The 20048-nt window shown below is 72.9% G+C and carries 19 protein-coding genes; 11 read left to right on the top strand and 8 right to left on the bottom strand.

The window, feature by feature from the left end:
• Nucleotides 1–11: 11 nt before the first annotated feature.
• Together E1269_RS19995 and E1269_RS20000 are read left to right on the top strand one after the other, a co-directional pair.
• Complete coding sequence (locus tag E1269_RS19995) at nucleotides 12–1076, top strand: ABC transporter ATP-binding protein (RefSeq protein WP_131897776.1); 1065 nt, start codon at nucleotides 12–14, stop codon at nucleotides 1074–1076.
• Nucleotides 1073–1831, top strand: coding sequence for an ABC transporter permease (locus E1269_RS20000; protein WP_131897778.1), 759 nt, complete (start codon nucleotides 1073–1075; stop codon nucleotides 1829–1831). Before E1269_RS19995 ends, E1269_RS20000 begins: the two co-directional genes overlap by 4 nt.
• A 155-nt stretch (nucleotides 1832–1986) precedes the next feature.
• Here the strand turns inward: E1269_RS20000 and E1269_RS20005 are convergent, their stop codons facing one another.
• On the bottom strand, nucleotides 1987–3486 hold the full coding sequence (locus E1269_RS20005; RefSeq protein ID WP_131897780.1) for a PH domain-containing protein: 1500 nt from the start codon (nucleotides 3484–3486) through the stop codon (nucleotides 1987–1989).
• Nucleotides 3483–3980 carry a PH domain-containing protein gene (locus E1269_RS20010; RefSeq protein WP_131897782.1) on the bottom strand — a complete coding sequence of 166 codons (498 nt, stop codon included), beginning with the start codon at nucleotides 3978–3980 and terminating at the stop codon, nucleotides 3483–3485. The genes E1269_RS20005 and E1269_RS20010 overlap by 4 nt, the downstream gene beginning before the upstream one ends.
• Nucleotides 3981–4799: 819 nt before the next feature.
• Here E1269_RS20010 and E1269_RS20015 point away from each other — a divergent pair.
• Together E1269_RS20015 and E1269_RS20020 are read left to right on the top strand one after the other, a co-directional pair.
• Complete coding sequence (locus tag E1269_RS20015; protein WP_203433915.1) at nucleotides 4800–5789, top strand: COX15/CtaA family protein; 990 nt, start codon at nucleotides 4800–4802, stop codon at nucleotides 5787–5789.
• A gap of 73 nt (nucleotides 5790–5862) precedes the next feature.
• Entirely contained in the window at nucleotides 5863–6087 is a 225-nt protein-coding gene (locus E1269_RS20020; protein WP_131897786.1) for a DUF6458 family protein, read from the top strand.
• Between the two features lie 18 nt (nucleotides 6088–6105).
• Here the strand turns inward: E1269_RS20020 and E1269_RS20025 are convergent, their stop codons facing one another.
• The 3 genes from E1269_RS20025 to E1269_RS20035 all read right to left on the bottom strand — a co-directional run bounded on the left by E1269_RS20025 (nucleotide 6106) and on the right by E1269_RS20035 (nucleotide 8953).
• Nucleotides 6106–6927, bottom strand: a complete 822-nt coding sequence (locus E1269_RS20025) for a hypothetical protein (RefSeq protein ID WP_131897788.1) — start codon at nucleotides 6925–6927, stop codon at nucleotides 6106–6108.
• A gap of 39 nt (nucleotides 6928–6966) precedes the next feature.
• Nucleotides 6967–7935, bottom strand: coding sequence for a MerR family transcriptional regulator (locus E1269_RS20030; RefSeq protein WP_203433916.1), 969 nt, complete (start codon nucleotides 7933–7935; stop codon nucleotides 6967–6969).
• A gap of 67 nt (nucleotides 7936–8002) precedes the next feature.
• Entirely contained in the window at nucleotides 8003–8953 is a 951-nt protein-coding gene (locus E1269_RS20035) for a heme o synthase (protein ID WP_131897792.1), read from the bottom strand.
• Nucleotides 8954–9163: 210 nt separating this feature from the next.
• Here E1269_RS20035 and tkt point away from each other — a divergent pair, with 210 nt between their 5' ends.
• From tkt to pgl, 6 genes are read left to right on the top strand one after another with little or no spacing between them, the layout of a single operon-like run.
• The gene (gene tkt / locus E1269_RS20040; RefSeq protein ID WP_131897794.1) at nucleotides 9164–11257 is read left to right on the top strand and encodes a transketolase; all 2094 of its coding nucleotides are present in this window, start codon (nucleotides 9164–9166) and stop codon (nucleotides 11255–11257) included.
• A 12-nt stretch (nucleotides 11258–11269) separates the two neighbouring features.
• The gene (gene tal, locus E1269_RS20045) at nucleotides 11270–12382 is read left to right on the top strand and encodes a transaldolase (protein ID WP_131897796.1); all 1113 of its coding nucleotides are present in this window, start codon (nucleotides 11270–11272) and stop codon (nucleotides 12380–12382) included.
• On the top strand, nucleotides 12379–13986 hold the full coding sequence (locus tag E1269_RS20050; protein WP_131897798.1) for a glucose-6-phosphate isomerase: 1608 nt from the start codon (nucleotides 12379–12381) through the stop codon (nucleotides 13984–13986). Before tal ends, E1269_RS20050 begins: the two co-directional genes overlap by 4 nt.
• A complete protein-coding gene (gene zwf / locus E1269_RS20055) occupies nucleotides 13983–15512 on the top strand; it encodes a glucose-6-phosphate dehydrogenase (RefSeq protein ID WP_131897800.1) in 1530 nt (509 codons plus the stop codon). Before E1269_RS20050 ends, zwf begins: the two co-directional genes overlap by 4 nt.
• Before the next feature lie 21 nt (nucleotides 15513–15533).
• Nucleotides 15534–16490: a glucose-6-phosphate dehydrogenase assembly protein OpcA gene (opcA, locus tag E1269_RS20060; RefSeq protein WP_131897802.1), complete on the top strand. Its 957-nt coding sequence runs from the start codon at nucleotides 15534–15536 to the stop codon at nucleotides 16488–16490.
• The gene (gene pgl / locus E1269_RS20065; RefSeq protein WP_131897804.1) at nucleotides 16487–17260 is read left to right on the top strand and encodes a 6-phosphogluconolactonase; all 774 of its coding nucleotides are present in this window, start codon (nucleotides 16487–16489) and stop codon (nucleotides 17258–17260) included. The genes opcA and pgl overlap by 4 nt, the downstream gene beginning before the upstream one ends.
• 146 nt (nucleotides 17261–17406) lie before the next feature.
• Here pgl and E1269_RS20070 read toward each other — a convergent pair whose 3' ends face one another.
• The gene (locus E1269_RS20070) at nucleotides 17407–18345 is read right to left on the bottom strand and encodes a DinB family protein (protein WP_131897806.1); all 939 of its coding nucleotides are present in this window, start codon (nucleotides 18343–18345) and stop codon (nucleotides 17407–17409) included.
• A 50-nt stretch (nucleotides 18346–18395) separates the two neighbouring features.
• On the opposite strand from E1269_RS20070, the gene E1269_RS20075 reads away from it, so the two are divergent.
• Nucleotides 18396–19385, top strand: coding sequence for a helix-turn-helix transcriptional regulator (locus E1269_RS20075; protein ID WP_131897808.1), 990 nt, complete (start codon nucleotides 18396–18398; stop codon nucleotides 19383–19385).
• Nucleotides 19386–19399: 14 nt separating this feature from the next.
• Here the strand turns inward: E1269_RS20075 and E1269_RS20080 are convergent, their stop codons facing one another.
• Complete coding sequence (locus E1269_RS20080; RefSeq protein WP_131897810.1) at nucleotides 19400–19741, bottom strand: RNA polymerase-binding protein RbpA; 342 nt, start codon at nucleotides 19739–19741, stop codon at nucleotides 19400–19402.
• 21 nt (nucleotides 19742–19762) lie between these two features.
• Nucleotides 19763–19993 carry a preprotein translocase subunit SecG gene (secG, locus tag E1269_RS20085; protein ID WP_203433917.1) on the bottom strand — a complete coding sequence of 77 codons (231 nt, stop codon included), beginning with the start codon at nucleotides 19991–19993 and terminating at the stop codon, nucleotides 19763–19765.
• Between the last annotated feature and the right edge of the window lie 55 nt (nucleotides 19994–20048).

Consider the following 20048-nt stretch of genomic DNA (forward strand, 5'->3'; position numbering starts at 1 on the left):
GACTCGCCTGAGTGAGCGCCCCGCCAGCCGTCGAGATCTCCGCACTGGTGAAGCGCTACGGCCCCGCCACCGCCGTCGACGGGCTCACGTTCACCGTCGCGGCCGGCACCATCACCTCGGTCCTGGGCCGCAACGGCGCCGGCAAGACCACCACCATCGAGACCTGCGAGGGCTTCCGGCGACCCGACGCCGGCACCGTCCGCGTCCTCGGCCTGGACCCGCTGCGCGACGGCGCCCGGCTGCGGCCCCGCGTCGGCGTGATGCTGCAGGAGGGCACCGGTTTCTACCCGGGAGCCCGGGCCGCCGAGCTGCTCACGCACCTGGCCCGCCTGCACGCGCACCCGCTCGACGTCGGCCCCCTGGTCGACCGGCTCGGCCTGGCCGGCTCCGGCCCGACCCCGCTGCGTCGCCTCTCCGGCGGCGAGCGGCAACGGGTCGCGCTGGCCGCAGCCCTGGTCGGCCGGCCCGAGCTGGTGTTCCTCGACGAGCCGACGGCCGGCCTGGACCCACAGGCCCGGCGCGACACTTGGGACCTGCTGACCGAGCTGCGCGCCGACGGCGTCACGGTCGTGCTGACCACCCACCTCATCGACGAGGCCGAGCGGCTCTCGGACCACGTCGTCATCATCGACGCCGGCCGGCTGCTGGCCGAGGGCAGCCCGCAGGAACTCACCGCCGGCGCCGCCGATGACATCATCCGGTTCGGCGGCCCGCCCCGGCTCGACCTGGCCTCGCTGCGGGCGGCCCTGCCGGCCGCCGCCCAGGTCCACGAGGTCGCGCCGGGCACGTATGAGGTGGCGGCCGTGGTCGACCCTCGGCTGCTGGCCACGCTGACCTCCTGGTGTGCCGCGAACGACATCCTGGCCGAAGGGCTACAGGTCGGCCACCGGACGCTCGAGGACGTCTTCCTCGAGCTGACCGGCCGGGTCGAGGGCTCCGGATCGGGGCCGGCGCGGGGGCCGGGGCGGCCGGCGCGGGAATCTGGGCCGGCGGACGGCTGGCCGGGTCGAGGGGAACGACCGGCGGACGGCTGGCCGGCCGACGGGGCGGCCGGCGGGACGGGGCCGCGGTCATGACCTTCTCCCCCGCGCCCGGAGCGGCGCCGGTCGGCCGCATGCTGCTCGCCCAGTCCGTCTTCGAGACCCGCCTGCTGCTGCGCAACGGCGAGCAGCTGCTGCTGACAGCGGTCATCCCGGTGGTCCTGCTCTGGCTGCTCACCGCCGCGCCGGTCTTCGACACCGGCCGCTACGAGCGGGTCGAGTTCCTCGTCCCCGGCATCCTGGCGCTGTGCGTGATGTCGACCGCCTTCACGTCACTGGCGATCGCGACCGGGTACGAACGCCGGTACGGCGCGCTGAAACGGCTGGCCGCGTCGCCGATTCCGCGTTGGACGCTGCTGCTGGCGAAGGCGCTGACCGTGCTCGTGGTCGAGGCGGTGCAGGTGGCGCTGGTGTGCGGGCTGGGCCTGGCGCTGGGCTGGGAGCCGTCGGGGTCGCCGCTGTCGGTGGCGGCGTTACTGCTGGCCGGGACGCTGGCGTTCGCCGGTCTGGGCCTGCTCATGGCCGGGACCCTGCGCGCCGAGGCGACGCTGGCCGCGGCCAACCTCCTGTACCTGCTGCTCCTGGTGCTCGGCGGTGTGGTCATTCCGCTCGACGGGTTTCCGGACGGGCTCCGGTCGGTCCTGGGGCTGACCCCGACCGGGGCGCTGGCGTCGAGCCTGCGCTCGGTCCTCGCCGACGGCGACGGCCTGCCGTTCGGCGCCGTGGCCGTCCTGACCGCCTGGGCCGTGGCCGGTCTGGCCGCCGCCGCCCGCTGGTTCCGCTGGGAGTGAGCTCACGAGGCCGCACGTCCGGCTAGCGGTGGCCGTGCACGCCGAACGGGTCACACCGACGACAACACACCTGCCACGCATGTGCCCCACTCCGAACAGTTCCCTGTCCCGCTGGTCCGGGCGCAGCGGGTGCGTCCGCCTGCTTGGGCCGAGCGTCAGTCCCGGATGAGGAACGGGTCGAGCAGGTCTGGGACTGCCTCGGCGGCGACGTCCAGGATTTCGTGCTCGTCGGCGTCGATGATGGAGTAGCGACGCGCGCCGGCCGCTGTGGTCGCCGTCACGGTTATCAGCCCGGCGCGCCGCTGGAAGACCGACTGGCTGATCCGCCAGCCGATGATGCCCTGGCGCTGGAGGAACACCGTCGCCCGCCGGACACTCCCCTGCCGCGCCACGAGGTAGTGCGCGTCGAGGCGATGCCCGAGCGCACGGTAGGCGTCGACGGCGGCGGCGACGGCCCCCGCGCAGGTCAGCGCGGCGACGATGGAGAAGACGGCGACCCAGAACCCAGGCAGCGGCGTAGCGGCCGCGAGCAGCACCACGATGGCGACAAGCACGATGTCGGCGACAACGGCCCACCGCAGCCGCCGGACTCGGGCGGACCTCGGATGCGGGCGCAGTGACGGTTCGGCGTCGACGCCTGCGACCTGCGCCGTGATCCGGGCGGCCAGCGGCCGCGGCGCCGCGGGCAGCAGCGTGGAGAGATCACTGGTGGGGTCGTTCTTGAGCCCGGTGGTGACGACGTCGACGCGTGCGGCGCCCGCGCTCCGGACGCCGAGCGGCTCGACGATCTGGACGCCCCGGATGCGCTGTTCCTCCAGGCTCACCGACCGCGTCGTGAGCAGGCCGCGCCGGACGCGCAGCGTGCCGCCCGGCTCGCGTTCGAGGCGATAATTCCACCACCCCTCGACGTACACGGCCAGCGTGCCGACGACGCCGGCGGTCACGAAGACGCCGAGCGCCAGCCCCAGCGTCGACCATGCGCCGATGTCTTCGGCGATGTCCATGACCACCTCGACCGGCAGGCCGCCGCGCCCGAACCAGTCCAGCACCTGAAACATCGCGCCGACCGCGAAGGCCGCCAGCGCGAAGGTCCAGAACGACAGCGGCGCGTACCGAATCCAGAACGGGTCCCAGGTGGCCAGCGTGCTGCCGTCGGGATCGTCCGCCCGCCGTGCGCGGTCGAGCAGGTCCGCGCGTAGGCGCTCGCCCGCGGCCCGGCCGACCGGGTCGAGCACGATGGTCTGCTCGGTCGGCGAGGAGCCGCCGCCGCTGCGCCCGTCGCCGGTGCCGATGTTCACCTTGACCAGCCCGAACACCCGCAGCACCGGATTCGCGCTGAGGTCGACGGTCCGGATGCGTTCGCGCGCCAGCGACCGCCGGGTCGTCATCACGACACCCTTGCGCAGCTCCATCAGGTGGTCGGTGACCCGGTAGCGGGTGTGCCGCCAGCGCAGGTAGTCGAGCAGGACGGCCCCGGCGACCAGCAGCAGCATCCCCGGCAGCACCCACGCCAGCGCGACTCCGTCCGACGTCGCCGAGCCGATGCCCACCGCGGTGGGCACCCCGGCCCCGACGGCGACGCCGGCCACCACGATGGCCGTGACCTTGAGCGTGTCGCGGTGCAGCGACTGCCAGGATCCGTCGTCCTCACTCACGTGGCGTCGCCTGGCGTCTCATGGGTGATCCGGGTGAGCTCCTCGGACAGGTCGGCGGCCCGCTCGTGGTCGAGGCCCTCGATCTTGACCGCCCCGGCCGAGGACGCCGTGGTCACCGTCACCGTCGACAGCCCGAACGCTCGCTGCAGCGGCCCGCGCGTGGTGTCGACCGTCTGGATGCGCGACATCGGCGCCACCCGCCAGGTCTGCCACAGCACGCCGCCGCGGGCGTAGACCGCACGGTCGGTGACCTCCCACCGGTGCAGGCGGTACCACCACGGCGGCAACGCGACGACGGCGAGCACGGTGGCGGCGAGGACCACGGCGGCAGGCACGAGCAGCCAGGTCCGGGCCGGCTCGATCAGCACGCCGAGCACCACCAGCGGAAGGGCCGGGACCGCGCCGGAGACGGCCAGTTGGGCCCTCCACCACGCCCGTGCCCGCCGGTCGAGCCAGTGCCGAGGCGGACGCAGCCGCGTTCGGCCCTCCGTCACGTGGTCTCCTCCTGGTCGGCTGCTCGCACCGCTGGCGGACGCTGTGGTCGCATCCGTCGCCGCCTCGGCCGATCGATGCTGTCGTACCCGGGGTGCGGACGCTGCCCACCACGGCACCCGGGCGCGGTCGTGGCGCGCGGTTCGTGGCGTGCCGCCGCCAGGCGACGCACCTCCCCCCGCGAGGCGCAAGCTCACGCTATCCGAGAGCCCGGCGGCCCGCGACCTACCTCAGCCATGTCGCCCACGTCGCCGACGGTTCGTCGCGTGTAGCGGCAGCCGCAACGCGACGGCATCCCGACATCACGCCTGGAGGCCGACTCGCGGCCCTCACCGACGATCAGTCCGCTGTCCTGACCCGCCGTCGGTTGACGGCCGTCGCCGGCGGTCGGTGCTGGGGCCGGCAGGCGCTGCGCCGGCGCACGCACCTGGGCGGATGCCTGGTCGCGAGCAGGTCCCGGCGCCAGCAGACCGAGGACGAACACCAGGGCGGCGCACCGCAGCACGATCCAACGCCAACCGCGACGAGCGCCGGAGGCGCCGACGCACGTTGCGCGCGCACCACGGCCGGATCTCGCGCTGCGGCCACCCGCGCCGTAGCTCCTGCTGGTGTCCAGTCGGTCGATCATGTTACGGACGCTATGCGCGCCGACGTCGGCGCAACAGGTCCGCGCGTTTGCCCGTTCGCCCGGGCAACTAGCCCGTTTCGGGCTAACGCTTCGTCCGCCCGTACAGGTCGGGCCGGTCGGCAGCCCGGAAGGCGTCGCCTGGCGACGATACCCCCGCTCAGGCCCTCGACCCGGCGCTCCCTACCATGAGCGGGTGACGACGACAGCCCCCCGCACGCCGGCCCCGGCGCCCGCACCCAGCCGGGTCGGCCGCCTGGTGCGGTGGCTGCCGCTGCCGTCCGAGGCGACCTTGCGGCGGCTCGCGGTGGCTTCGTTGGTCACCCAGGCCGGCATCATCGTGACCGGCGGCGCGGTCCGTCTCACCGACTCGGGGCTGGGCTGCCCGGACTGGCCGCACTGCACGCAGGGGTCGCTCACAGCCACCCCGGAGATGGGTCTGCACGGCGCCATCGAGTTCGGCAATCGGCTGCTCACGTTCGTGCTCGGCGCCGTCGCGCTGGCCATGCTCGTCGCGGTCATCCGGACGTTCGACTCCGACCGGCCGCGACGCGACCTGCTCGTGCCTGCGGCGTTCCTGCTGGGCTTCATCCCGGCGCAGGCGGTCATCGGCGGCATCACGGTGTGGACCGACCTGAACCCGTGGGTCGTCATGTTCCACTTCCTGGTGTCCACCGTCCTGGTCGGCGTGGCGACGGTCATGGTGCGCCGGGCGCAGCGGCCGATGGGTGCCGTTCCCGAACGGGTCGGGCAGCCGTGGCTGCAACGCCTGGGCCTGCTGACGCTCGCCGCGACGGCCGCCGTCATCTATCTCGGGGCGGTGGTCACCGGGAGCGGCCCGCACGCCGGCGACCCGGACTCCAAGCGGACCGGGCTCGACGTCGCGGTCGTGACACAGGTTCATGCCGACGCGGTGTTGGTGCTGGTCGGCCTCTCGATCGGCCTCTACTTCACCGCCCGCGCGCTCGGCTCGCCCGGCCGGTCGGCCCGCGCGGCCGCCGTCCTCCTGGTCGTCGAGGCGGCCCAGGGCGTGGTCGGTTTCGTGCAGTACCGGCTGGAGCTGCCCGAGCTCCTGGTCGGGCTGCACATGCTCGGCGCCGCGCTGATGGTCGTCGCCGCCGTCGACGGGTGGCTGGCGACGCGCTGGCTGCCGTCGGACCGGAGTGTTCCACAGCCCGCACGCTGACCCGCACGTTTGCCGCACCAGCCGCCGGGTACGCACTGGACGCAACCCTGCCGAAGTGGGAGGTGTGTCCGATATGAGCATCGGCCTTGGGGTCTTCCTGATGGCGCTGGGCCTGATCCTGGCGCTCGGGGTCCGGGACCGGCTCTCCGACTTCGACCTCAGCGTGATCGGCTGGGTGCTGACCGGCGTCGGCGCACTGGCGATCATCCTGTCGATGATGATCGCCTCGATGCGCAACCGGGGTCGCACCCGCAGCGCCGAGTACGTGGAGCGGCGCGACGACATCGACCCGCTCTGACCGGCACGGCCGGCCGGCTCAGACGAGCTGGCCGGCCTCCAGCCGCCGTACGGCCGCGTCAGACGCCAGTTCGTCGCGGTCGCCCGGGCGGCCGACGTAGTACAGCAGGCCGTGATAGACGAGAACGGGGTCGTTCACCAGCCGCCCGCACGGCACGAGCACTTGGTCGGGCAGGTCGCTCGGCTGCCTGACGCCGATGACGATCAGGTTCTGGACGGCCGCGCGAGCCCCGACGGGAATCACGGCGGAAGTCGCCGTGACGCTTTCGATCTCGGCCCACGGGATGTCGCTGCGTCCGTGACCGGTCTCGACGAGCACGTGCCGCGGCGTGAGGTCGACGGCGTTGTTCGTGCGCTTCGACGACAGCGCGGCGATGCCGCCGAGCAGCAGCACCAGCCCGGGGACTCCGACGACGACGCCGCCGATCAGGAACCGCGCCTCGCCGCGCGTCACCACGAGCACGAGCATCGCGACGACAGCGGCCAGCAGCGCCACGCCACCGGCCACCAAGCCGAGGCCGAGCAGGACGGTCCCGGGTCGGACGGCGAAGCGCACCGCCCGCTCCTGGACCCCGTCGACCTCGACGGTGACCGGCCCCACCACCTGGCGCCGCGGCCGTCGCGGCCGAGCCAGCACGCCGATGGTCCCAACCACGACGGCGACAGCGCCCAGGCCGGCGGCAACGCGCGGCTCGCTGTCGACGAGCGCGACGCCGCACGCCAGGGCCATCGGAACGACGAGCACGCCGCACAGCACGGTGAGGCGCCAGCCGCCGAGCGGCGGGCGCCTCCATGCCGACGGCCACGGGAGCGGCGCCGGGCCGCGGTCCTGGTCGACCACCGCCGAATCCTCTCATGCGGTCCGGGCACCGCGGTCAGATCACCCGGCCGCGCCGGCACCGGCCGAGGCCAGCAGCGCCGCGGCGAACCATTCCATCGTCGCCACACCGCCGGAGCGGACTTGGCCTGTCGGCCAGCCGTTGATGTCGCTGACGAGCTCCCAGTACCGCTCCACCCGGGTGTCGGAGAACAGCGCGATCCGCTCCCCCAGCTCGCGCCGGAAGCCGGCTCCGTCGTCGGTACCGCCGGCCGCGGCGAACGACGGTGCGAGCTGATCGACGACGAACCGGCCGTCGGCGGAGTCCGGCTCGACCCCGGCCGACCGCAGGGGCTGGACCAACTGCGCCACCCGCTCGTAGAGCCCCAGCTCCGCCGTCGACGGTCCGGCCTCGCTCGAACCCGCGCGGGCGCCCGCCTCCGCCATCTGCCGCACCCGTGCCCGGTAGCCGGGGTCCTGCACCAACTCGGCCAGCTCCACCCAGGCGGCCACCTGCTCGGGTGTCGGGTCGTCGGGAAGGTCGATCCGGACCGAGCGCATGCGATCGGCGAAAGCGGGGTCGGTGTGGAGGCCGGCGAAGGTCTCGTCCCAGTAGTCGTCGATGATCTGCTGCCGCTCGGCGGCGGACAGCTTGGCCAGGCGATTCATCAGGTCCAGCTCCTCGTGGTCGTCGATCCCCGCGGCCGCCACCGCCCGCAGCACCGACCGCCGGGTCCGCAGGAGCCGGATCTGCGCGTCCAACGCGGCCGCGTGCGCCGCGGCCATCTGCGCCAGCGTCAGGTCGCGGTCCAGGACCCGGCGGACGGTGGCCAGGTCGAGGTCCAGCTCACGCAGCGTCCGCACCAGGTCGAGCCTGGCCATGGCGACGGTGTCGTACAGGCGGTAACCGGCCGGGGACCGGTCGGTCGGCGGCACCAGGCCGATGTCGGCGTAGTACCTGATCGTCTTCACCGGGAGTCCGGTGCGCCGGGCCAGGTCGCCGATCGTCAGCAGGGTGCCGTGGTCGTTCACGGAAGCCACGATGAAGCCTCCAGCGACGGGAGAGTCAAACCCAACCTGCCGCGGCTTCGAGGCGTCGTCAGCCGAGGACGAGGATGTCGGCCATGACGGCGACGAAGACCACGGTCAGGTAGGTGATGGAACCGTGGAACAGGCGCATGGCGGTGAGCCCGGCGCCGTCGCCGGCACGCCGCGCCCGGCCGTACAACCGGTGCGCCTCGATGAGGAACCAGGCGCCGGTGAGTACTGCGGCCAGGCCGAAGATCCAGCCGAGGTCGGCGACCGGCCACAGCACGAGCGTGGTGGCGACCATGGCCCACGAGTACAGGAGGATCTGCAGCGCGACGGTGCGTGACGACGCCACCACGGGCAGCATTGGGATACCGGCGCGCGCGTAGTCGTCGCGGTACCGCATGGCCAGCGGCCAGTAGTGCGGCGGCGTCCAGAAGAACACGACCAGGAACAGGAGCACCGGCGGCCAGTCCAGCGTCCCCGTCACGGCGGCCCAGCCGATCAGGGTGGGCACGCAGCCGGCCACGCCGCCCCAGACGATGTTCTGCGACGTCCGTCGCTTGAGCAGCATGGTGTAGACGAGGACGTAGAACAGGTTGGCCGCGATGGTCAGCGCGGCGGCCAGCGCGTTGACCCACGCCAGCATGATGGCCACCGAGGCCGCCAGCAGGACCGACGCGAAGGCGAACGCGGGGTAGGGCCCGACGACCGACCGCGCCACCGGGCGGCGCCGGGTGCGGTGCATGACGGCGTCGATGTCGCGCTCGAGCACCTGGTTGAAGGCGTGGGCACTTCCACCTGCGAGGGTTCCGGCCACCAGGGTGGCCGCCACCAGGCCCAGCGACGGCAGCCCGCGCTCTGCCAGCACCATGGCCGGCAGCGTCGTGATGAGCAGCAGCTCGACGACCCGCAGCTTCATGAGCGAGACGTAGGAGGCCACCACGTCGCGGACCCGTGCCAGCCGCGACGGCGTCGGTACGCGGCGCCTATCGACGGGGCTCGGCTCGACGGACGTCAACGTTCACCTTCGTGTGGTCGAAGAGACAGGCGGGACGGAAACATCCGCCATGCATGGCCTGTTGAGTCTAACCGTGGGCCCAAAGGACCGATCGGCCGGGCAAGCCTCGATCGCACGTCGATACGCTCGAACGTGCGGGAGTCGTCCGCCGACGGCGACCGTAGTGCGAGCCCGACCGGATCCGTACCGCCTGAGAGGAACGCCACGCCGGTGAACACGACACCCGCAAACCCCACATCGTTCGAGTGGACCGAGCTGGACGACCGGGCGGTCGACACCGTGCGGCTGCTCGCCATGGACGCCGTCGAGAAGGCCGGCAACGGGCACCCCGGCACGGCGATGAGCCTCGCCCCCGTCGCCTACACGCTCTATCAGCGGGTGCTCCGGCACGACCCGTCGGACCAGCTGTGGCTGGGCCGCGACAGGTTCGTGCTGTCGGCGGGGCACAGCAGCCTCACCCAGTACATCCAGCTCTACCTGTCCGGGTACAACGTCACGCTCGACGACCTCAAGGCGTTCCGCACGTGGGGTTCGGCCACCCCGGGGCATCCGGAGTACCGCCACACCGACGGCGTCGAGGTCACCACGGGCCCGTTGGGTTCGGGCTTCGGGACGGCGGTCGGCATGGCCTTCGCGGCCCGGCGCATCCGCGGCCTGCTCGACCCCGACGCCGCACCCGGCGAGAGCGTCTTCGACCACCACGTCTACGTCATCGCCTCCGACGGCGACCTCGAGGAGGGCGTGACCAGCGAGGCCAGCTCGCTCGCCGGCACGCAGGAGCTGGGCAACCTCGTCGTCATCTGGGACGACAACCACATCTCCATCGAGGACGACACCAACATCGCCTTCACCGAGGACACCGTGGCCCGTTACGAGGCCTACGGCTGGCACACCCAGGTGGTCGACTTCACCGCCGGCGGCGACTACAAGGAGGACCCGCGGGCCGTCTACGAGGCGCTGGAGAACGCGAGGGCCGTCACCGACCGGCCGTCGTTCATCGCCGTGCGCACCATCATCGGCTGGCCGTCGCCGAACAAGCAGAACACCGGCGGCATCCACGGCACGGCCATGGGTCCCGAGGAGGTCGCGGCCACCAAGAGCGTCATGGGCGCGGACCCGGAGAAGAGCTTCGACGTCGCCGACGACGTGCTCGCGCACGCCCGCGAGATGACCGAGCGCGGCCGGGAGCTGCGCAGCGAGTGGGACCAGCGCTTCGCCGCCTGGCGCGAGGCCGAGCCCGAACGAGCCGCGCTACTCGACCGGCTGCAGAAGCGCGCGCTGCCCGACGGCTGGACCGACGCGCTGCCGGTCTTCGAGGCCTCGGAGAAGGGCCTGGCGACCCGGGCCGCGTCCGGCAAGGTCATCAACGCCGTCGCGCCGGTGCTGCCGGAGCTGTGGGGCGGCTCGGCCGACCTCGCCGGCTCGAACAACACCACCATCGAGAGCGAGCCGAGCTTCCTGCCGGAGAAGCGCTCCAGCAAGATGTTCCCGGGCCACCCGTACGGCCGCACGCTCCACTTCGGCGTCCGCGAGTTCGCCAGCGGCCTGATCAACAACGGCATCGCCCTGGCCGGCCTCACCCGTCCCTACGCCGCCACGTTCCTCGTGTTCAGCGACTACCAGCGGGCCGCGGTGCGGCTGGCGGCGCTGCAACAGGTGCCGGCGACGTTCGTGTGGACGCACGACTCCATCGGCCTGGGCGAGGACGGCCCAACCCACCAGCCGGTCGAGCACCTGTCGGCGCTGCGCGCCATCCCCGGCTTCGACGTCGTCCGGCCGGCCGACGCCAACGAGACCGCCGTCGCCTGGCGCACCATCCTGGAGCGCGCCCACCCGGCCGGTATCGCGCTGACCAGGCAGAACGTCCCCACGTTCGACCGCGACACGTACGCGTCGGCCGAGAGCACCGCACGCGGTGCCTATGTCTTCGCCGAGGCCGAGGGCGGCGATCCGCAGCTCATACTGATGGCCACCGGCTCGGAGCTGCAGCTGGCCGTCGAGGCCCGGGAGCGGCTGCAGGCCGACGGCGTACCGACCCGCGTCGTCTCCTTCCCCTCGCAGGAGTGGTTCGAGGAGCAGGACGCCGAGTACCGCGAGTCGGTCCTGCCCGCGGCCGTCAAGGCTCGGGTCTCCGTCGAGGCGGGTGTGGCCATGAGCTGGTACCGCTACCTCGGCGACGCCGGCCGAGCGGTCAGCCTGGAGCACTTCGGGGCGTCGGCGGACTACAAGACCCTGTACCGCGAGTTCGGCCTCACGGTTGACGCCGTGGTCGCCGCTGCCCGCGACTCCATCTCGCACGCCTAAGGGGAGATCACCATGAGTGCAACCGAACCGCTCGCCCGGCTGAGCGAGGAGGGCGTCGCCATCTGGCTCGACGACCTCTCGCGCGACCGGCTCACGACCGGAAACCTGCAGGCGCTGATCGACGGGCAGCACGTCGTCGGCGTCACCACCAACCCGTCGATCTTCCAGGCCGCCATGTCCAAGAGCAGCCTGTACGACGACGACCTGCGCCGGCACGCCGCGCAGGGGTCCGACGCCGCCGCGGCGGTACGCGACCTCACCACCGACGACGTCCGCGCGGCGGCCGACCTGTTCGCGCCGATAGCCGAGCGCAGCACCAAGGGCGACGGACGGGTGTCCATCGAGGTCGACCCGCGGTTGGCCCACGACGCCGACGCGACGATCGTCCAGGCCCGCGAGCTGTGGGACGAGGTCGACCGGTCCAACCTCTTCGTCAAGATCCCGGCGACGAAGGCCGGGCTGCCGGCCATCACCGCGACGATCGCCGCCGGCATCAGCGTGAACGTCACGCTGATCTTCTCGATCGACCGCTACCGTGAGGTCATGGATGCCTACCAGGCCGGCCTCGAGCAGCGGTTGGCCGCCGGCGGGTCGCTGGAGGGCATCGCCTCGGTCGCGTCCTTCTTCGTCAGCCGGGTCGACACCGAGATCGACAAGCGGCTGGAGGCGGTCGGGACCGATGCGGCGCTGGCGCTGCGCGGGAAGTCCGCGATCGCCAACGCCCGGCTGGCCTACGCCGCCTACGAGGAGGTCGTTTCGGCCGAGCGCTGGCAGCGTCTCGAAGCCGCCGGTGCCCAGCGCCAGCGCCCGCTGTGGGCGTCGACGTCGACGAAGAACCCCGACTACGACGACACCATGTACGTCGCGCAGCTGGTCGCGCCGGACACCGTCAACACCATGCCGGAGGCCACCATCGAGGCGGTCGCCGACCACGGCGTCATCAGCGGCGACACGGTGCGGCCGTTCTACGACGACGCCCGCGCGACGCTCGACGCGGTCAGCGCCGCCGGCGTCGACCTGGACGATGTCAGCGCCGTGCTCGAGCGTGAGGGCGTGGAGAAGTTCGAGACGAGTTGGAACGACCTGCTGGAGTCCGTCGACGCCAAGCTGGAGGCGGCGAAGTGACCGCACTGGCCGTCACCACGCACGGCGTCGACGTGGACGCCGTCGTCGATGCTCTCGTCGGCGAGAAGGTCGCCTCACGCATCGCGGCAAAGGACGCCTCTCTATGGGGTCCGGAGGCCGAGCCCGAGGCGTCCATCCGGCTGGGCTGGACGGACCTGCACGAGACCTCGCGGCCGCTGCTGGCCGAGATCGAGGCGCTGTCGGCGCAGCTGCGCGACGAAGGCCTGGACCGCATCGTCCTGGCCGGCATGGGCGGCTCCTCGCTGGCGCCGGAAGTCATCACCCGCACCGCCGGGGTCGAGCTGACGGTCCTCGACACCACCGACCCGGGCGCGGTGCGGCGGGCGCTGGCCGACAGGCTCGACCGCACGGTGATCGTCGTCTCCAGCAAGTCCGGCTCGACGGTCGAGACCGACAGCCAGCGCCGCGTGTTCGAGGCGGCGTTCACGGCGGCCGGCATCGACGCGGCCAGCCGCATCGTCGTCGTCACCGACCCCGGCTCGGGCCTGGCGGACCTGGCCGAGAAGAGCGGCTACCGCAAGGTCTTCCTCGCCGACCCCGACGTCGGCGGGCGCTACTCGGCGCTGACGGCGTTCGGCCTGGTCCCGAGCGGGCTGGCGGGTGCCGACATCGCCGCGTTGCTGGACTCGGCGAGCGCCGTCGCCACCCTCCTCTCCGGCGACGTCCCGGACAATCCCGCGCTGCGCCTGGGCGCCGCGCTCGGCGCCGGAAAAGTACACATCGAGGCCGCGGCTGCCTATGACAAAGTCGCCATCGCCGACGCCGGCTCCGGCATCGCCGGGTTCGCCGACTGGGCCGAGCAACTGATCGCCGAGTCCACCGGCAAGCAGGGCACCGGCGTCCTGCCGATCGCCGCCGGCAGCCTGGACGACCCCGAGGTCGCCCACCCTGCCGACGACGTGCTCCCGGCGCTGGTCGGCTCGCCCGCGCAGCCGCCGGCCTTGGGGGTCGTCGTCCGAGGTGAGCTCGGCGCGCAGTTCCTGCTCTGGGAGTACGCGACGGCGGTCGCCGGGAAGCTGCTGGGCATCAACCCGTTCGACCAGCCAGACGTCGAGAGCGCCAAGGCCGCCGCCCGCGGCCTGCTGGACGCGACGCCGGGGCCGCAGCCGCCGGCGTTCGTCGACGGCGGGGTCGAGGTCCGCGGCTCGGCCGGCCTGCTCGACGGTGTCGACTCGCTGGCCGGCGCCGTCGAAGCGCTGCTGGGAGGGCTGGAGCCGAACGGCTACCTGGCCGTCATGGCCTACCTCGACCGCGAGGGCGCCGACGCCGTCCTGGCCGACGTGCGGGTGCCGCTGGAGCAGCGGACCGAGCGGCCGGCGACGTTCGGCTGGGGGCCGCGGTTCCTGCACTCGACCGGCCAGTACCACAAGGGCGGCCCGGCCCGGGGCGTGTTCCTGCAGATCACCGGGACGGCTGTCGAGGACCTGCCGATCCCGGACCGCCCGTTCACGTTCGGCCAGCTCATCGCCGCGCAGGCGGCCGGTGACGCCCAGGTGCTCGCCGACCTCGGCCGGCCGGTGCTGCGGCTCCACCTGACCGACCGCGCGGCCGGCGTCCAGACCCTGAGAGGCGTTCTTCGGTGAGTGTGCAGAACCCGTTGCGGGACAAGCGCGACAAGCGCCTGCCCCGCATCGCCGGGCCGTGCGGCGTGGTGATCTTCGGCGTCACCGGCGACCTGGCCCGCAAGAAGCTGATGCCCGCGGTGTACGACCTCGCCAACCGCGGCCTGCTGCCGCCCGGCTTCTCCCTGGTCGGGTTCGCCCGGCGGGACTGGGCGACCCAGGACTTCGGCAAGATCGTGCACGACGCGGTCAAGGAGCACGCCCGCACGCCGTTCCGGGAGTCCACTTGGCGCCAGCTCGCCCAGGGGTTCCGGTTCGTGCCCGGCGACTTCTCCGACGACGAGGCGTTCGACCGGCTGGCCGAGACGGTCCACGACCTCGACCGCCAGCAGGGCACCGGCGGCAACTTCGCGTTCTACCTGTCCATCCCGCCGTCGTTCTTCGACGTGGTGTGCAAGCAACTGGCCCGCTCAGGGCTGGCCACGCCGGAGAACGAGGACCAGTGGCGGCGGGTCATCATCGAGAAGCCGTTCGGCCACGACCTGGCCAGCGCCCGTGAGCTCAACGCCACCGTCGAGAGCATCTTCCCGCCCGACTCGATCTTCCGCATCGACCACTACCTGGGCAAGGAGACGGTCCAGAACATCATGGCGCTGCGGTTCGCCAACCAGCTGTTCGAGCCGATCTGGAACGCTCACTACGTCGACCACGTGCAGATCACGATGGCCGAGGACATCGGCATCGGCGGGCGGGCCGGGTACTACGACGGCATCGGCGCGGCGCGCGACGTCATCCAGAACCACCTGCTGCAGCTGCTGGCGCTGGTCGCGATGGAGGAGCCGGTCTCCTTCGACGCCGCCGACCTGCGCGCGGAGAAGGAGAAGGTGCTCTCCGCGGTCCGGCTGCCACTTGACCTCGACGCCTACACCTCTCGAGGCCAGTACGCCGCGGGCTGGGCCGGCGGCGTCCCGGTCAAGGCCTTCCTCGAGGAGGACGGCATTCCGCCGGCGTCGACGACGGAGACGTACGCGGCCGTCCGCCTCGACATCGACACCCGCCGCTGGGCCGGCGTCCCGTTCTACCTGCGCACCGGCAAGCGGCTGGGGCGTCGCGTCACCGAGGTCGCCATCGTGTTCAAGCGGGCGCCGCACCTGCCGTTCGAGTCCACCGCTACCGAGGAGCTGGGCGAGAACGCGCTGGTCATCCGGGTCCAGCCGGACGAGGGCGTGACCATCCGGTTCGGCTCCAAGGTGCCCGGCACGGCCATGGAGGTCCGCGACGTCACGATGGACTTCGGCTACGGCTACGCCTTCACAGAGGAGAGCCCGGAGGCCTACGAGCGGCTCATCCTCGACGTGCTGCTCGGCGACCCGCCGCTGTTCCCCCGGCACGAGGAGGTCGAGCTGTCGTGGAAGATCCTCGATCCGATCGAGGAGCACTGGACCGCGAGCGGCTCCAAGCCCGAGCAGTACCTGCCCGGTGGCTGGGGACCGGAGGCCGCCGACGCCATGCTCGCCCGCGACGGCCGCGGCTGGCGCCGGCCGTGACGGCCGGAGACTGGAGCTGACATGATCATCGACATCCCGTCGACGACGGCGGGCGGCGTCGGCAAGCGCCTGGTCGAGCTGCGCGAGAAGCACGGCGCGGTGGCCCTCGGCCGCGTGCTGACGCTGGTCATCGTCGTCGACGAGGCCGACGCCGAGGATGCCATCGAGTCTGCCAACAAGGCCAGCCACGAGCACCCGTGCCGCATCATCGCCATCATCCGCGGCACGTCCCGCGGCTCGGCGCGCCTGGACGCCCAGATCCGGGTCGGCGGCGACGCCGGTGCCAGCGAGGTGGTGGTGCTGCGCACGTTCGGCCCGCTGACCGGACACCAGGAGTCCATCGTCGTCCCGCTGCTCCTACCGGACAACCCGGTGGTGGTGTGGTGGCCGGCCGAGGCGCCCGAGGCGCCGTCGGAGGACCCCATCGGCAGCCTGGCGCAGCGGCGCATCACCGACGTGGCCGCCTGCAAGCGCCCGATCGCGGCGCTGCACGACCGCGTCGAGGGCTACAGGCCGGGCGACACCGACCTGACGTGGACCCGGCTGACACTGTGGCGGGCGCTGCTGGCCGCGGCACTGGACCAGCCCCCGTACGAGTCGGTCAGCGCGGCGCGCGTCGTCGGCGGACCGGACAACGCCAGCGCCGACCTGCTGGCCGGGTGGCTCGCGAAGTGCCTGGACGTCCCGGTCACCCGCACCAAGGCCTCCGGCGTCGACGGCCTGCTCAGCGTGCGCCTGGACCGCGAGTCCGGGCCGATCACGATCGAGCGCCCCGACGACGAGAACGCCGTCCTCACCGTCCCCGGGCGGGCCGAGCGGCGAGTGTCGCTCCCCCGCCGCACCGCGGCCGAGTGCCTGGCCGAGGAGCTGCGCCGGCTCGACCCGGACGAGATCTACGGCGAGGTCATCAGGGAGGGCCTGAAGCGGCAGCACGAGACCGGCAAGACCACCCGAACGAAGGCGAAGGTCCGGCGATGACCCCTCCCACCGTCGTCATCCACCGCGACGCCGAGACCCTGGTCCAGGCCGTCGCGGCCCGGCTCGTCACCAGGCTCGTGGACGCCCAGGCCGCGCACGGCGATGCGTCCGTGGTGCTCACCGGCGGCACGGCCGGCATCGCGACCCTCCGGGCGGTGGCGGCGTCGCCGGCCAGGGGCGCCGTCGACTGGGACGCGTTGTCGGTCTGGTGGGGCGACGAGCGTTTCCTGCCGCCCGGCGACCCCGACCGCAACGAGACGCAGGCCCGGTCTGCCCTGCTCGACCACGTCCCGGTCGACCCCGCCCGGGTCTTCCCGATGCCGGCCGCCGTCGGCGACCTCACCCCGGAGGACGGTGCCGAGCAGTACGCGCAGGCCTTGGCCGCGCAGACGGCGAAGCGGGCACACTCCGGCGCGCCGGTCTTCGACGTGCTGCTGCTGGGCGTGGGGCCGGACGGCCACGTCGCGTCGCTGTTCCCCGAACACCCCGCCCTGCACGACGACCGCCCCGTCGTCGGCGTGCGTGGCGCGCCCAAGCCGCCGCCCCTGCGGATCAGCCTCAGCATGCCGGTCATCCGCTCCGCCGACGAGGTCTGGCTGGTCGTGGCCGGTCCGGACAAGGCCCCGGCGGTCCGGATGGCGCTGGAAGGGTCCGGGCCGGTCCAGGTCCCGGCCGCCGGCGCGAACGGCGAGCGGGCCACCCGGTGGCTGCTCGACCGCGCGGCGGCCGCGGAGCTGCCCGCCGACCTCGCCCGCGTCGCCTCCCCCTGACCAGCCGCCTTCCCCGGCCACCGGCGGCGTGGTCGCGGCCGGGCTGCCCGAGGGACACCCTGCGCGAGCTGAGCATCCAGCTGACCCTGCTGAACCACCAGGCCGGGAGCCACGTCCAGCTCACCGACGCCTGAGCCGAGCCCCACTCATCCGCCGACCGAGCGCAGGTAGGTCGCGACCTCGCCGTGCCCGTAGTAGTCGGCCCAGCCGGCCGGCGGCAGCTGGAACCGGTCGTCGACGGCGTCCGTGTCGGCGCCGTGCTCCACCAGCAGCCGGACGACGTCCAGGGCACCGGCCGCGGCCGCGTAGTGCAGCGCACCGGTGACGCCGCCGTTCACGTCGAAGCCGTGCCGCACGAGGGCACGCACCACGTCCCAGTGCCGCAGCCCCGCCGCCTCGGCGACCAGCGGCCGCACGGTGGCACCAGCGCCGGCCCCGCCACCGCCCGCCAGCCGCTCCACCTCGGCGCCGTCGCCACGCAGCACCGCCACCACCAGCGGGTCCTCTCGGTCGCGGTGGGCCCGGTACAGGTCGCGCAGCAGGCAGATCTCCGCACCGTGCGCCATCACCTCGCGGTTGACATGCAGGACCAGTGCCGCCATGGGATCCGCCGCGTACGGGCCGCCCTTCGGGCCCAGCGGCCGGCGCGACGTCTCGTCGTCGAGGGCGGCGACGCCGTCTCGCCAGAGCCCGTAGGCGCGCTCCAGGAGCTCCAGGGCGTCGGCGGCCGTGGTCGGCGGCGGCTCCGGCCAGTAGCGGTCGTCGTACATGACGACGTCGTCCGGCACCGGTACGCCGCCGGGCACGGAGTCCGGCGCGAAGAACGCCCGCGCGCGTTTGCCCAGCACGTCCCGGCCGATGTGGACCACGCGCCAGGCGATCGTGGTGACCGGCGGGATTGGCGGCTCCGGCTCCAGGCCGTCCAGCACCCAGGCACCGTCCCTCTCCCGGGGCGGACGCAGGCTCCACCCGCCGTCGACCGGCTCCCACAGGTACTCGTCGTCGGTCAGGCCGGCCAGCCGCGGCCGGAGATGGAAGGTCCAGTAGAAGTCCAGCTGTCCGGCGAGATCCTCGGTCCACGTCATGCCACCGCACGCTAGCGGCGAAATAGGACATCGTCTGTCATATTTGGAGGGTGCGTGCCGAACGGCTGGTCCAGATCGTGCTGCTGCTGCAGTCGCACGGGCGGCTGACCGCGGGCGAGCTGGCGCGACGGCTCGAGGTCTCCCCGCGCACCGTCCAGCGCGATCTCGACGCGCTCAGCGGCGCCGGGTTCCCCGTCTACGCCGACCGCGGCCGATCCGGCGGCTGGTCGCTGGCCGCGGACTACCGGACCCGGCTCACCGGCCTCAACCCCGCCGAGACCGCCGCCCTCTTCGTCGCCTCCACCACGCACGTCCTCGCCGACCTGGGCCTGGACGACGCCGCCGCGACCGCCACCGCGAAGCTGCTGGCCACCGTCCCGGCGCACGCCCGCCGCGACGCCGACCTCGCCCGTGAACGCGTCCTGGTCGACCATACGGATTGGCAGGAGCTGCGCGAGGACTCGCCGTGGCTGCCGGTGCTGCAGCGCGCGGTGTGGGACGAGCACCGGCTGCGGCTGCGCTACGGCAGCGCGCCGGACCCCGTCGTCGTCGAGCCCTTGGGCCTGGTGGCGAAGAAGCGGTCGTGGTACCTGGTGGCGCGGCGCACCGACCTCACCGTCGAAACCGACGCCACCGCCGACGCCGACGACACCACCGGCTACCGCACCTACCGGACCGCCCGCATCCAGCACGCCGACGACACCGGCGAGTCGTTCACCCGGCCGGACGGCTTCGACCTGGCCGCGCACTGGGAGCGCACCGCCGAGCGGTTCTTCGCCGGGTTGCGCCGCTACCCGGTACGGCTGCGGGTGCGTAGCCGGGCCGCCCCGCGGCTGCGCTGGGCGCCGAACGCCGTCGTCGACGAGGTGATCGAGCGGCCGGACGGGTGGTACGACGTGGCCATGACGTTCGAGTCGGCCTACGAGACCAGGGTGTACCTGCTCGGCCTGGCCGGCGACGTGGTGGTAAGCGAACCTGCCGAACTACGCGCGGACATGGTGCGGGCCGCCCGGGGCTTCCTGGAGCACCACCCGGACTGACGACCCGGCTGGGTTCAGAGGCTGCGGCGCTTGCGCAGCGCCTGCAGCGCCTCCTCGAGGATGGCCGCGCCGTCCTCGTCGCTGCGCCGCTCCTTCACGTACGCGAGGTGGGTCTTGTACGGCTCGATGCGTGGCGCCGACGGCGGGTGCTCGCGGTCCTGGCTGGCCGGAAGGCCGCACCGGATGCAGTCCCACGAGTCGGGGATGACCGCTTCGGCGGCGAAGCTCGGCGAGCTCTCGTGGCCGTGCTCGCAGTAGTACGTCACCTTGCGGCGAGGCGCGGCGTCGCCCCGTTCCGCCTCCCCCATGGGTCCGGCGCCCACCCGGCTTCCACGGATCGCGTTGCCTCCGACCACGGTGCGTCCTCCCTCGACGAACTAGCTGGCGCGCAGCAACCCGAGTGCGATGATGGCGGCCGCCCAGATGAGCCCGAGGGCGACGGTGAGACGGTCGAGGTTGCGCTCGGCCACCGAAGAACCACCCAGCGAGGACGAGACGCCGCCGCCGAACATGTCCGACAGGCCGCCACCCTTGCCCTTGTGCATCAGCACCAGCAAGATCAGCAGCCCGCTGGTGACGACGAGCAGAATCGAGAATGCCAGTTCCACGGTGGTCAGCCTTGTCCTTTCGGATCAGCGTGCTCGGCCGGTGCCGGCAGCCGCT

Source organism: Jiangella asiatica (genome assembly GCF_004349065.1).
GTDB lineage: Bacteria > Actinomycetota > Actinomycetes > Jiangellales > Jiangellaceae > Jiangella > Jiangella asiatica.

What these genes read in the sequence shown, in the direction of transcription:
- E1269_RS20000 (WP_131897778.1), top strand. Translation starts at nt 1,073, where the DNA reads ATGACCTTCTCCCCCGCGCCCGGAGCGGCGCCGGTCGGCCGCATGCTG.
- E1269_RS20020 (WP_131897786.1), top strand. Translation starts at nt 5,863, where the DNA reads ATGAGCATCGGCCTTGGGGTCTTCCTGATGGCGCTGGGCCTGATCCTG.
- tal (WP_131897796.1), top strand. Translation starts at nt 11,270, where the DNA reads ATGAGTGCAACCGAACCGCTCGCCCGGCTGAGCGAGGAGGGCGTCGCC.
- opcA (WP_131897802.1), top strand. Translation starts at nt 15,534, where the DNA reads ATGATCATCGACATCCCGTCGACGACGGCGGGCGGCGTCGGCAAGCGC.
- pgl (WP_131897804.1), top strand. Translation starts at nt 16,487, where the DNA reads ATGACCCCTCCCACCGTCGTCATCCACCGCGACGCCGAGACCCTGGTC.
- E1269_RS20070 (WP_131897806.1), bottom strand. Translation starts at nt 18,345, where the DNA reads ATGACGTGGACCGAGGATCTCGCCGGACAGCTGGACTTCTACTGGACC.